At 34.3% G+C, this 12743-nt stretch carries 11 protein-coding genes; 7 read left to right on the top strand and 4 right to left on the bottom strand.

The window, feature by feature from the left end; translation table 11 throughout:
* Positions 1-36 precede the first annotated feature (36 nt).
* From glmS to U9966_RS00645, 3 genes are all read right to left on the bottom strand, one after another.
* Positions 37-1872 carry a glutamine--fructose-6-phosphate transaminase (isomerizing) gene (glmS, locus tag U9966_RS00635; RefSeq protein WP_306347460.1) on the bottom strand — a complete coding sequence of 612 codons (1836 nt, stop codon included), beginning with the start codon at positions 1870-1872 and terminating at the stop codon, positions 37-39.
* Positions 1873-1908: 36 nt separating this feature from the next.
* On the bottom strand, positions 1909-2673 hold the full coding sequence (locus U9966_RS00640) for a DeoR/GlpR family DNA-binding transcription regulator (protein ID WP_306347459.1): 765 nt from the start codon (positions 2671-2673) through the stop codon (positions 1909-1911).
* A 293-nt stretch (positions 2674-2966) separates the two neighbouring features.
* Positions 2967-4307 carry an ATP-binding protein gene (locus tag U9966_RS00645; RefSeq protein WP_306347458.1) on the bottom strand — a complete coding sequence of 447 codons (1341 nt, stop codon included), beginning with the start codon at positions 4305-4307 and terminating at the stop codon, positions 2967-2969.
* Between the two features lie 397 nt (positions 4308-4704).
* Here U9966_RS00645 and U9966_RS00650 point away from each other — a divergent pair, with 397 nt between their 5' ends.
* The 3 genes from U9966_RS00650 (at position 4705) to U9966_RS00660 (ending at position 8314) form a co-directional block, all read left to right on the top strand.
* Positions 4705-6573: a PTS mannitol transporter subunit IICBA gene (locus U9966_RS00650; RefSeq protein ID WP_407675181.1), complete on the top strand. Its 1869-nt coding sequence runs from the start codon at positions 4705-4707 to the stop codon at positions 6571-6573.
* Positions 6574-6650: 77 nt separating this feature from the next.
* Positions 6651-7790, top strand: a complete 1140-nt coding sequence (locus U9966_RS00655; protein WP_306347457.1) for a mannitol-1-phosphate 5-dehydrogenase — start codon at positions 6651-6653, stop codon at positions 7788-7790.
* Entirely contained in the window at positions 7790-8314 is a 525-nt protein-coding gene (locus tag U9966_RS00660) for an MltR family transcriptional regulator (protein ID WP_306347456.1), read from the top strand. The genes U9966_RS00655 and U9966_RS00660 overlap by 1 nt, the downstream gene beginning before the upstream one ends.
* A 3-nt stretch (positions 8315-8317) precedes the next feature.
* On the opposite strand, the gene U9966_RS00665 is transcribed toward U9966_RS00660, so the two are convergent.
* A complete protein-coding gene (locus U9966_RS00665; protein WP_306347455.1) occupies positions 8318-9577 on the bottom strand; it encodes a paraquat-inducible protein A in 1260 nt (419 codons plus the stop codon).
* Positions 9578-9723: 146 nt separating this feature from the next.
* On the opposite strand from U9966_RS00665, the gene U9966_RS00670 reads away from it, so the two are divergent.
* The 4 genes from U9966_RS00670 to U9966_RS00685 all read left to right on the top strand — a co-directional run bounded on the left by U9966_RS00670 (position 9724) and on the right by U9966_RS00685 (position 12725).
* Positions 9724-10848 (top strand): ISAs1 family transposase, encoded by a 1125-nt coding sequence (locus U9966_RS00670; RefSeq protein WP_306347859.1) that lies wholly within the window; start codon positions 9724-9726, stop codon positions 10846-10848.
* Between the two features lie 83 nt (positions 10849-10931).
* Complete coding sequence (gene yceD / locus U9966_RS00675; RefSeq protein WP_211597405.1) at positions 10932-11453, top strand: 23S rRNA accumulation protein YceD; 522 nt, start codon at positions 10932-10934, stop codon at positions 11451-11453.
* A 21-nt stretch (positions 11454-11474) separates the two neighbouring features.
* Positions 11475-11636 (top strand): 50S ribosomal protein L32, encoded by a 162-nt coding sequence (gene rpmF / locus U9966_RS00680; RefSeq protein WP_211597406.1) that lies wholly within the window; start codon positions 11475-11477, stop codon positions 11634-11636.
* Between the two features lie 135 nt (positions 11637-11771).
* Positions 11772-12725 (top strand): beta-ketoacyl-ACP synthase III, encoded by a 954-nt coding sequence (locus tag U9966_RS00685; protein ID WP_306347773.1) that lies wholly within the window; start codon positions 11772-11774, stop codon positions 12723-12725.
* The last annotated feature ends 18 nt before the right edge of the window (positions 12726-12743 follow it).

Consider the following 12743-nt stretch of genomic DNA (forward strand, 5'->3'; position numbering starts at 1 on the left):
ACAAAAGAATAGGGGTTTTTAATTACATAAATTATATTACTCAACCGTTACTGCTTTTGCTAAATTACGAGGTTGATCAACATCAGTGCCTTTAATTAAGGCGATGTGATAAGACAATAATTGTAATGGCACGGTGTAGAAAATCGGTGCCGTAACCTGATCGACTTTTGGCATTACTAACGTTTTGAAATTATCTGAATCCGTAAAACCAGCATCTTTATCCGCAAAGATATAAAGCTGTCCGCCTCTGGCACTCACTTCTTCAATATTTGATTTTACTTTTTCTAATAAATCATTTTCAGGAGCAATTACCACCACTGGCATATCGCTATCAATCAAGGCTAATGGACCGTGTTTTAATTCACCTGCGGCGTAAGCTTCTGCGTGAATATAAGAAATCTCTTTTAATTTCAATGCTGATTCCATTGCGATAGGATAAAACTCACCACGTCCTAAGAATAGAGTATGGTGTTTTTCGGCGAAATCTTGTGATAATTTTTCAATTTCTTTGTCAAACACTAACGCACTTTCAATTTGTGCGGGTAAGCGTTGTAAAGATTGCACGATTTGCTTCTCTTCTTGTTCGCTCAATGTCCCTTTTAAACGCCCAATTGCAGTATTTAAAAGTAATAAACAAGTTAATTGAGTGGTAAAAGCTTTGGTTGACGCAACACCAATTTCTACGCCCGCTTTTGTCATAAAGGCAAAGTCAGATTCACGCACTAATGATGAACTTGCCACGTTACAAATCACCATTGATGACATAAACCCTGATTCTTGTGCTAAACGTAATGCTGCCAACGTATCTGCGGTTTCCCCCGATTGTGAAAGGGTAATCAATAAGCTATTTGGACGAGTCACAAATTTACGATAGCGGAATTCAGAGGCAATTTCCACATCACAACTTACGCCAGCAATAGACTCAAACCAGTAGCGAGCCACCATTCCAGCGTTATAAGATGTACCACACGCTACAATTTGGATATGCTCAACTTTTGCTAAGATTTTATCGACATCTTTACCCATAGCGTCAACATTCACTTTACCGTTGGTAATACGACCTTCAAGAGTATTGATAATCGCAACTGGTTGTTCAAAAATTTCTTTTTGCATATAGTGGCGATACTGCCCTTTATCTGCCGCATCATTTTCAAAATGCGATTCGTGAATTTCACGTTGCACAGGCTTATCTTCACGATCAAAAATATCGACTGTTTTGCGTGTAATCTCCGCAACATCGCCTTCTTCTAAGTAAATAAAACGGTGGGTTACGCTTAATAACGCCAAAGGATCTGAACCGATAAAGTTCTCGCCTACACCTAACCCAATCACTAATGGACTGCCTGAACGAGCCACGATTAAATGTTCTGGTTCATCTTGATTCATCACCACAGTACCATAAGCACCACGCAACTGTTTTACGGTTTTCTTCACTGCTTCTAGTAACGTTTCAGATGTGCGTAATTCCCATTCTACTAAGTGAGCGATAACTTCGGTATCCGTTTGTGATAAAAATTCATAGCCCTTTGCTTTTAATTCTTCACGTAATTCTTCGTAGTTTTCAATAATACCATTGTGAACTACCGCAATTTTACCACTGACGTGAGGGTGTGCATTGATTTCACTTGGTTCGCCGTGTGTTGCCCAACGTGTGTGAGCAATGCCTGTTCCACCAATTACATTACTTTCCGCCACTGCATTTTCTAATTCTTTTACTTTACCGACTCGGCGAACGACTTGCATCTCTTTGGTTGTCGCATTTAGCACAGCAACGCCCGCTGAATCATAACCACGATATTCTAAACGATGTAACCCATCAACCAAAATGTCTGCCACATCACGCTGTGCTACTGCACCTACTATTCCACACATAGTTTTATTTTCCTTTTATGTATAAATTTAAAATCACTAAATTTGAGCAATTAGAACGTCAATACCTTTTTGTTCCAACGCTTTCTTCATTTCTAAATCAATTTGATTATCGGTAATCACACGATCAATTTGATCCCAATCTAATTCCACATTAGGCATTTTTCTTGCCATTTTGTGAGATTCAATCATCACATTCACTTCACGAGATACTTCCGCCATAACCTGACTTAATCCAACCAACTCATTAAAAGTCGTTGTACCCCGTGCTAAATCTAATCCATCAGCACCAATAAATAACTGGTCAAAATCATAGGATCGCAATGCGGTTTCCGCCACTTTTCCTTGAAAAGATTCCGAACGAGAATCCCACGTTCCCCCTGTCATCAATACCGTTGGCTCAATTTCCAAAGCGGTTAATTCTGAAGCAAGTGCAAGAGAATTTGTCATCACAACTAGCCCTGCTTGATTCAAATAAGGAATCAATGCCCCAGTCGTACTACCACTATCAATAATGATACGATTATGCTCACGAATACAATTTACCGCCAATTTTGCAATCGCTTTCTTTTGTTTCGAAATATCTTCAATATGTTGCTCATCAATAAATTCAGACGGCATTTTAATTGCCCCACCATAACGGCGTAACAATAGCCCACTCTCTTCAAGTATTGTTAAGTCCTTGCGAATTGTTACTTCTGAGGTTTCAAACTGTTCTGATAACTGTTCCACACTCACTTCCCCTTGTTCTTGAACAAGAGTAGCAATTAAATGACGACGTTGTTGAGTGTTTCGTTTTGACATAAAATGTTTTGATTGCCTTTAATTAAGTTTCGTTTCGTAATTATATAATAAAAAAGAGATAAGCGGTAAGATTTTTGTGGGGATTTGTAAAAATAAGATGATGGGCAGTATCAAAAGTTAGAATATTATATTTTTTATGACTTAAATATAATAAAATCAATAAGATCACTAAATCGCATATTCTATTTTATAAAAATCTCACGATTTCAGGTGTTTTATTCTCAATTAGCTTAAAATTGTACAAAATAAGTGGTAAAGAGGGGGTTATGAAAATATCCCTCTTTACTTTTAAGCTATAAAAACATAGCCATATAAATCGGTAAATGCAAAACATTATCTTTTATCATTAAATCTTTTTGATAAAGAATGATTGATTGTTCTATTTTATGGTTAAATTTCAAATTAAATTTATCCAAAGAACTATGTTTACGATAACTTGATGACTTTACTTCAACAGCACTAATTTTTTTATTGTGAGATAATAAAAAGTCTATTTCCATATTATTTTTAGTATTTTCTTTATCTCTTCTAGAATAGAAAAATAAACGATATCCTTGCGTTCTTAATATTTGAGCTACGATATTTTCCATCAACATTCCTTCATTTATATTTAATTTATCAAATAAAATATTTTTATAAACTTCTGAATGTAATTGCTCATTATCATAAAATGCCAGTGTTAATAGTAAACCTGTATCTGCCATATAGCATTTTCTTGTACTAAAATCACTGCTTAGTGCCAACCCCACATTAGGATCTGTTGTATTGAAGCAAGTATTAACAATCATTGCATCAGATAACCACATAAATGCGTCTTCATATTCTCGTAAACGTGCATTTTTAGATAATGCTGATAATGTATATTTTTTTTCTTTTTTAGATAATTGTCCTGGAATTTCATCAAAAATAGCCAATACCTTATTCTGATAATTCCTTGCAAACTTAGCAATATCATTACGATATAAAGTTAAAATATTTCGCTTAATTTTATCAGCCGCAATAAAATCTTTATTTTTTATATAATTATCAACAACCTGTGGCATTCCACCTATTAACATATATTGTCTAAAATAATTTAAAGTTTTACGATGTAAAGCCTGTCCTAATGGCTGTTTTTTATGAAAAAAAGTTTTTAGCATCGGGATTGTGGTTTTGTCGCCCATTGCCCATAAAAATTCTTCAAAATCTAGTGGATAAAGAAAAATATGCTCTTCTTCTGATGGAATAACAATATCTTGAACATTACGTTTTATTGATAACAAAGAACCAGTTTCAATATAATCATAACGCCCATCTTGAACCAAATATTTAATTAACTGCCTTGCTCTTGGGTATTGTTGTATCTCATCAAAAATAAATAACGTTTCTCTTTCATAAAGAATAACACCATAAAATGCAGATAGTTTGAGAAAAAACAAATCAAGATCATAGCTTTCTTCTTCAAATAAATTTTTAATCTCTTTTGGAACATTAGCAAAATCAATAATTAAATGACTTTTATATTCATTTTGAGCAAAGACTTTACACAAATAGCTTTTGCCGACTCGTCTAGCACCATTAATCAAAAGAGCAGTTTTACCTAATGATTGCTGCTTCCATTCAATCAATTTATCATACGCTTTTCTTTTTAGCATTACTCTGTCCTTTCATAAAAATAAAGCTAATAATATCAACAGGATCACAAAATAACAAGTTTATAAGCTTAATTTTATCACGAAATAGCACATTCTTTTTTATAAAATTATCACGAATTTAGATGTTTATTAAGTAATCCAAACTAGAATGAGTAGTGATATTTTTATAATGATTTACAAAAGGACGTCATAAAAACGTGATCCATATCATGCTTTTATTAATATATATTTAAAATTGTGATTTAGATCACACTTTAAAAATATCTATAAAAAATTTTATGTGACATCTATCACATTTTTAAAATAAATTCTTTTGTTGTTAAAAAAATAAGTGCTAATTTAGTCACTGATTTTTAATCAATGTCTTTTTATTCACAGCATTTAATGAGGTGCTATTATGTCTTCAAATTTTAAAGTGAAAGTTCAAGGTTTTGGACGTTTCTTATCCAATATGGTAATGCCTAATATTGGGGCATTTATCGCATGGGGGTTTATTACAGCCCTATTTATTCCAACAGGTTGGTTGCCAAATGAGTATTTAGGAAAACTTGTTGGTCCTATGATTACTTATTTATTACCACTTTTAATTGGTTATACTGGTGGTCGTTTAGTTGGTGGTGAACGTGGTGCCGTTGTTGGTTCGGTCGCAACAATGGGAATTATCGTTGGTGCATCAATTCCAATGTTCTTGGGAGCAATGATTGCAGGTCCACTTGGTGGTTTAGCAATTAAAACTTTTGATAACTGGGTTGAAGGAAAAGTAAAAACTGGCTTTGAAATGTTAGTAAATAACTTCTCCGCTGGTATTATCGGTATGATTTTGGCTCTTTTGGCTTATAGTGTTATCGGTGGAATTGTCACTCAAATTTCAGAATTATTTGCTGCTGGGGTTGATGTATTAGTTAAAGCGAATATGCTTCCATTAACATCATTACTTGTTGAGCCAGCAAAAATTTTATTCTTAAATAATGCGATTAACCACGGTATTTTCTCTCCGCTTGGTATTCAACAATCCCAAGAAATTGGACAATCAATTTTCTTCTTAATTGAAGCAAACCCAGGTCCAGGCTTAGGTATTTTACTTGCCTATATGTTCTTTGGAAAAGGCTTGGCAAAACAAACTGCAGGTAGTGCAACTATTATCCATTTCTTTGGTGGTATTCACGAAATTTACTTCCCTTATGTGTTAATGAACCCACGTTTAATTCTGGCTGTAATTGCTGGAGGTATGACTGGTGTGTTTACCTTAACACTGTTTAATGCTGGTCTTGTAGCACCTGCTTCTCCAGGTTCTATCTTTGCAGTATTATTAATGACGCCAAAAGGTGCAACATTAGGCGTGTTATTATCAATTGCACTTTCTTGTACTGTTTCTTTCCTTATTGCATCAGTGTTATTGAAAACACAAAAAGTAACAGATGAAGAGGGTGATGATTTAGAATCAGCTCAATCTAAAATGCACTCAATGAAAGCACAAAGTAAAGGTGTTTCATCAGCTTCATTACAACAAGTAAATAAAATTTATGTTGCTTGTGATGCAGGAATGGGATCAAGTGCAATGGGGGCGAGTATGTTACGTAAGAAAGTTGAGGAAGCAGGCTTAAATATTGAGGTAAAAAATCTTGCCATCAATGATTTACCTGATAATGCTCAACTGGTTATTACGCATAAAGATTTAACCACTCGAGCAAAACAACAAGTACCAAATGCACAACATTTGTCATTAAATAATTTCTTAGATAACACTTTTTATAATCAGCTTGTACAAGATCTAGTTAATGATGAAGGAGTAAATTCGAGCCTAACAAAAAAAGCTAAGCCAGCTCACTGCTTAGAATTGAAAGAATCGCAAATATTCTTAAATCTAACTGCGACAAATAAAGAGCAAGCCATTCAGTTTGCTGGCGAAAAACTTGTTAAACTTGGCTTTGCTAAAGAAGATTATATACCTGCAATGTTTGAACGTGAAAAACAGGTTTCCACTTATCTTGGAGAAGGAATTGCCGTACCACACGGAACAATTGCTGCTAAAGAAAGTGTGTTAGAAACAGGTATTGTATTCTGTCAATATCGTGATGGTGTACGTTTCATTGATGATGAAGAGGATGGTGTTGCAAAATTGGTCATTGGAATTGCGGCTCGTAATGATGAGCATATTCAAGTTATCACAGCAATAACCAACGCATTAGATGATGAAGAAAAAATGCACACATTAATGACGACAGATGACCCACAACAAGTATTAAATTTACTACAAGGTAAATAATCAAAGAGACCCCCTTGCAAAAGGGGGTTTTTAAGCGGTAAGATCTTACCAACATTTTACAAAAAGGATTTAATCTTATGAATGCATTACATTTTGGTGCAGGTAATATCGGGCGTGGTTTTATTGGTAAATTATTAGCTGACTCTAATATTCATATTACCTTTGTTGATATCAACCAAACTCAAATCGATCAAATTAATCAGCAAAAACAGTACGGTGTAAAAATTGTTGGTGATAATAGTCGTGTAGAAATAGTGAGAAATATAGAGGCTATCAATTCAGCAGATGAAGTCGCGCTACTAAACAAAATTAGTACCGTTAATTTAATCACTACAGCTGTTGGTCCAAATGTATTAAAAATTATTGCACCAACGCTTGCCAAAGGATTAGTAAAACGTTTAGAAAATAATAATTCTCAACCATTAAATATTATCGCTTGTGAAAATATGGTAAGAGGTACTTCTTTTTTAAAAGAGAATGTATTTCAATACTTAAATAATGAACAGCAACAACAAATTGAACAAATAGTTGGTTTTGTTGATTCAGCGGTTGATCGTATTGTTCCACCTACTCAACCAAATTTAGATGACCCACTTGAAGTAACTGTTGAAGAGTTTAGTGAATGGATTGTCGATCAAACTCAATTTAAAGGTACTATTCCAGATATTCAAGGTATGGAATTAACTGATAACTTGATGGCGTTCGTAGAGCGTAAGCTATTTACTCTTAATACAGGACATTTAGTCACTGCTTATTTAGGTAAACAAGCGGATGTAAAATATATAAAAGATGCCATTATTTTAGAAAATATCAAATCTAAGGTAAAAGCAACAATGGAAGAAAGTGGCGCAGTTTTAATTAAACGTTATAATTTTGATCCATTAGTACATTCCGCTTATATAGAAAAAATTATCAAACGTTTTGAAAATCCTTATTTAGATGATGATGTAAATCGAGTTGGACGTGAGCCTATTCGTAAACTTAGTCAAAATGATCGCTTGATTAAACCTTTATTAGGTACGATAGAATTTGATTTACCTAATCAGCATTTAATTGAAGGTGTGGTGATGGCATTACAATATCGTAATCAAGATGATCCACAAGCCATAGAATTGGCGGAGTATATTGATCAGAATGGTCTTTATGATGCAGTTAAGCATTATACAGGATTAACGAATGAAGATATTATTTCAAAAATTATAAAACTATATAAATAATGGCATCTCAAGATAATTTTATTGAAAAACTGAGCGATGCACCTTCATTAAGAGGGTTTCTCGCTCTTTCGGTTAACCAATTTTCTCACGCTGTTGAGCAATTGATTAACCGTGTTTTTCGTAAAAAAGACTTTGTGGTTGAATCTGTGGTTAATTCGCTCTTTGAACATCAAGGTCCACTCGCTGAATTACCTGTCAGATTAAAAGTCCTAGTTAGTTTAGGTGCTATTTCTATGGAAGTTTTTCAAGATATTAATCTTTTTATTGAATTAAAAGAATACCTAAGTAATGAAGTTGAAGAATTTGCTTTTTCAGATCCTAAAATTATTGATTTTATAAAAAAACTTCATCATATTGATTTAACTATTATCTTAGCGTTACTTAAACAACAACCAGCTTTAAATAATAACAATCCGATACAATATCAAATGCAACAAGCCCGTCTTGATAAAATGATCCGCTCCACTCTTATTTTAGCGGTAAGTAGTATTAGTGAAAAACTAGATATTGAGAGTCCTTTGTAAATTTTACTCAACATCTACCCGCTTATTTTGTTCTTTATGTTTCTTGTGTATTTTCCATAACATTTTGGCATCTAAATTTGATGATGAAATCATTGTTAAAAAGACGGCGGCACCAAAGAATACAGCAGCACTGCCGACAGAAAAACTGATGATTTGTCCTCGTTCTACGAGCGACATCATTAAAGCAAGCACAAATAAATCTAACATAGACCAGCGTCCTACAAAATGAACATAGTGCAGTAGCTTTAATTGAAAGTGAATATTGTGTTTAAAACGATAGTGAATCGCCAATAATAAATAAGTGATAATGATAATTTTACTGAAAGGAACTAGGATGCTCGCAACAAAAACAATCATTGCGACTAAGTAGCTTCCCATTTCTATAAATAGTAGAACGCCTGAAATAAGAGAGTCTGCAGAAATTGAACCTGCCGAATTGGTGATTGAAATAGGTAAAATATTTGCTGGAATAAGCATTATAGTACCAGCAACTAGTGTTGCCCAAACTCGTTGTAATTTTATACTATCAGAAATAGTTAATTTACTTTCACAACGTGGGCAACGTAATCGCCCTTTTAAATCAATGATGTTTTCATCAAAGGTATATTCGCATTCTGCACAAAGTGTGGGTGAACAAGGGTGAGCTGGAGGTAGGGTATGATATTCAGGATAAAAATCAGACCATAATTGTTGAGGATTGATTTTGATAAATAATAGTGTAGTTAGTAGGGTTGTGATAACAAAAGCAGAGAGATAAATATCAAAATGTAAATCTGCATATTCGTGTACTTTAAATGCAGCTACAGCTAAAGCAACAAAATAAACATCTAGCATTACCCAGGGTTGAATTTTGGTTAGTAGCAGTAATGTATATTTGGGGCGTTGTTTTAATAAACGTTGTATTGCTAATGTAACAACCAGTGAGGCAAAAAGGCAAGGCATAATCACAGCACAGATAAGTACCATAAAGGCAGTAATCGCATAGCCAGAAATAGCCATTTTCCAAATGCCTCCCCAAACAGAGGCATAGACTGGCATTCCTAATAAATCAATACGCATTAGGGGAAAGGTTAATGCAAAAGGAAGTAAAATAAGAATAGAGATAGCAATAATTGTGCATTTAATGAGCTTCCAGCTATGTCCTTGATGTAACACTTTATTACAATTCGGGCAACAAGCGGTATGATTATGGTCAGTTTTTGCAATTTTTACTGTGATATCACACTCTTTGCAACGTTGTAAGTAAGTTAAGTCTTGTTTCATTCGTGTTTTTTATTCGGAATAATTAAGACTATTGTCTATAATATAATGAGTTTTGCAAGTAAGTTTCAGGGCAAGATCATTTTAAATTGAACTAAATACTATTTTTACGATCAGATCAGTAACAAATGTAAAAAAGGTTTACTGATATGACAAATAATTTTATTACTCACTTTTCAATTATCAAAGATCCTAGAATTGAACGATGTAAAAAGCATGCACTTATAGATATTTTATTTCTATCTATCTGTGCAGTCCTATCTGGTGCAGAAGGTTGGGAAGATATAGAAGACTTCGGTCACGTAAAACTAGACTGGTTGAGACGTTATTTACCTTTTCATAATGGAATTCCTAAACATGATACTATAGCAAGGGTAATGAGTCGCTTAGAACCTGAAGCTATTCAAACTTGTTTTATCAATTGGGTTAAAGAACTCATAACAGAAGTAGATGGAGAAATTATTGCCATTGATGGAAAAAGTGCAAGAGGCAGTTTTTCTACAAAAAATAGAAAAGATAGTCTACATATGGTTAGTGCTTGGAGTTGTGAAAATGGCTTAGTGTTAGGACAACAAAAAGTAGAGGGTAAATCAAATGAAATTACAGCAATCCCTAAACTATTAGATTTACTTGATGTAAAAGGAGCCACTATTACACTTGATGCAATGGGATGTCAGCATGCTATTATCAATAAGATTCATTCTAAAGGTGCGGATTATGTGGTGTCATTAAAAGGTAATCAAGGACAGTTAAATAAAGAAGTTAAGGCTTGGTTTCACAAATGTCATAGAGAACAGTTTGCAAATGTTGGTCATTCTATTTATGAGCATATTACTAGTGGTCATGGACGAATAGAAGAGCGAAGATGTATTCAATTAGAAATTGATAAAAATTGGCTTACAGAACATAAAAAATGGGCGAATATCCAAACCGTAATTTGTATAGAAGCTAAATGCCATATTGGTGAAAAAGTGACAATAGAAAACCGTTATTATATAAGTTCTCTTAGCCTTAATGCAGAAAGATTAAATAGTATTATTCGTAATCATTGGGCGATAGAAAATAGCTTACACTGGACTTTAGATATGACTTTCCATGAAGATAATTCAAGGATTAGGCGAGGGAATGCAGCTGAGGTAATGAATGCTTTTAGAAAACTAGCATTAAATATTGTTAAAACTGATACAACTCGTAAAGCAAGTATGAAACGTAAGCTAAAAATGGCTGCATTGGATGATAATTTTAGAGCTCAATTACTTCTAAATATAAATTAAAATGCTCTTGCCCTGAAGTAAGTTTTAAAAAATACAATTTTCCCTTTGACTATTTTACTTTCTATCTGTAATATCTGCACCCTATGAAAAAGGTAAAACTACCCCTAACAATTAATCCTAAAAAAGATGCGCAGCATCGTATGGACTACAAAGGTTTTTTTCTAAAAGATGCTTTAGGTCGTTTGGATGAACTTGTTGGTAATGTGCAAAGTGATGCACAAGTTACACTTTCGCTTGATATTGATTCTCAAGGCTTGACGGTGATGAAAGGCACCGCAAATGTTGAAGTAGAGTTAGAATGTCAGCGTTGTGGTAACCCATTTTCACAAGTACTCGACTGTACGTTTAGTTTCAGTCCAGTATCTAATATGAATCAGGCGGACAATTTGCCCGAAATTTATGAACCACTTGAATTAAATGAATTTGGTGAAATAAATTTACTAGATGCTATTGTGGATGAATTTATTCTCAATTTACCCCTAGTCCCGAAACATAATTATGAACACTGTGAAGTGTCCGTGGCGGAGCAGGTTTTTGGTGAAATTCCTGACGAGGAAGAAGAAAAACCAAATCCGTTCGCCGTATTAGCTAACTTAAAAAAATAATCTAGATTAGGAGTATAGCCAATGGCTGTTCAAAAAAGTAAAAAAACTCGTTCAAGACGTGGTATGCGTCGTTCACATGATGCATTAACAACTGCAGCAGTATCAGTAGATGCTCGTGGTGAAACTCATTTACGTCATCACGTAAGTGAAGATGGTTTCTACAAAGGTCGTAAAATTAAGTAATTTAATTTAACCACTTTAAGAATGAGAAAACGAGGACTTTTGTCCTCGTTTTTTTTATTTTTAAAAATTAGTGAAAGCCTTTGCAATTCTTGTTAGAATTGCCAAAATTAATCGTTTTAAATTTTAGAGAACAAAATGTATAGCAGAATTCTAGCAACAGGTAGCTATTTACCTGCGCAGGTACGCACCAATGCAGAACTTGAAAAGATGGTGGAAACCTCTGATGAGTGGATTACGCAACGCACAGGCATTAAAGAGCGTCGTATTGCTGCAGAAAATGAAACAGTTGCCACAATGGGTTATGAAGCAGCAAAAAAATCATTGGAAATGGCGAACATTGATCCTAATGAGATTGGCTTAATTATTGTGGCAACTACTACATCCAGCCACGCTTTTCCAAGTTCTGCTTGTCAGGTTCAGCAAATGTTGGGCATTAAAGATACGATTGCCTTTGATTTGGCGGCTGCGTGTTCAGGCTTTGTGTATGGATTAAGTGTTGCCGATCAATTTATTAAAACTGGGCAAGTGAAAAAAGCATTAGTCGTAGGTTCCGATCTATTCTCTCGAACTTTAGATCCAAAGGATCGTACAACGGTTATTTTATTTGGCGATGGTGCTGGTGCTGTGATTTTAGAAGCATCGGAAGAAGCGGGTATTTTATCTACTCATTTACACGCTAATGGTGATAATGCTCAAGTATTAATGCTTGAAAATCAAGGTCGTATTGCACAAAGTGATCCTGCGTATTTAGAAATGCAGGGCAATGAGACGTTCAAAATTGCGGTTCGAGAATTGGCTAATGTAGTGGAAGAAACCCTTGAATATAATCAGTTAAAGCGGGATCAAATTGATTGGTTAATTCCACATCAAGCCAATTTACGTATTATTTCAGCCACAGCACGCAAATTAAAAATGGGGTTAGATCAAGTTGTTTTAACCTTAGACCGTCACGGTAATACATCAGCGGCCTCTATTCCTGCCGCTCTTGATGAAGCGGTACGAGATGGACGTATTCAACGTGGACAAACGCTATTATTAGAGGCATTTGGCGGTGGTTTAACTTGGGGTTCAGCCTTAATTCGTTTTTAATTTGAATAATATAGAATA

Source organism: Pasteurella atlantica (genome assembly GCF_963693435.1).
Lineage (GTDB): Bacteria > Pseudomonadota > Gammaproteobacteria > Enterobacterales > Pasteurellaceae > Phocoenobacter > Phocoenobacter atlanticus.

Bases quoted from the DNA above. Each gene is read 5' to 3' on its own strand.
- glmS (WP_306347460.1), bottom strand. From the start codon at position 1,872: ATGTGTGGAATAGTAGGTGCAGTAGCACAGCGTGATGTGGCAGACATT.
- U9966_RS00640 (WP_306347459.1), bottom strand. From the start codon at position 2,673: ATGTCAAAACGAAACACTCAACAACGTCGTCATTTAATTGCTACTCTT.
- U9966_RS00645 (WP_306347458.1), bottom strand. From the start codon at position 4,307: ATGCTAAAAAGAAAAGCGTATGATAAATTGATTGAATGGAAGCAGCAA.
- U9966_RS00650 (WP_407675181.1), top strand. From the start codon at position 4,705: ATGTCTTCAAATTTTAAAGTGAAAGTTCAAGGTTTTGGACGTTTCTTA.
- U9966_RS00655 (WP_306347457.1), top strand. From the start codon at position 6,651: ATGAATGCATTACATTTTGGTGCAGGTAATATCGGGCGTGGTTTTATT.
- U9966_RS00660 (WP_306347456.1), top strand. From the start codon at position 7,790: ATGGCATCTCAAGATAATTTTATTGAAAAACTGAGCGATGCACCTTCA.
- U9966_RS00665 (WP_306347455.1), bottom strand. From the start codon at position 9,577: ATGAAACAAGACTTAACTTACTTACAACGTTGCAAAGAGTGTGATATC.
- U9966_RS00670 (WP_306347859.1), top strand. From the start codon at position 9,724: ATGACAAATAATTTTATTACTCACTTTTCAATTATCAAAGATCCTAGA.
- yceD (WP_211597405.1), top strand. From the start codon at position 10,932: ATGAAAAAGGTAAAACTACCCCTAACAATTAATCCTAAAAAAGATGCG.
- rpmF (WP_211597406.1), top strand. From the start codon at position 11,475: ATGGCTGTTCAAAAAAGTAAAAAAACTCGTTCAAGACGTGGTATGCGT.
- U9966_RS00685 (WP_306347773.1), top strand. From the start codon at position 11,772: ATGTATAGCAGAATTCTAGCAACAGGTAGCTATTTACCTGCGCAGGTA.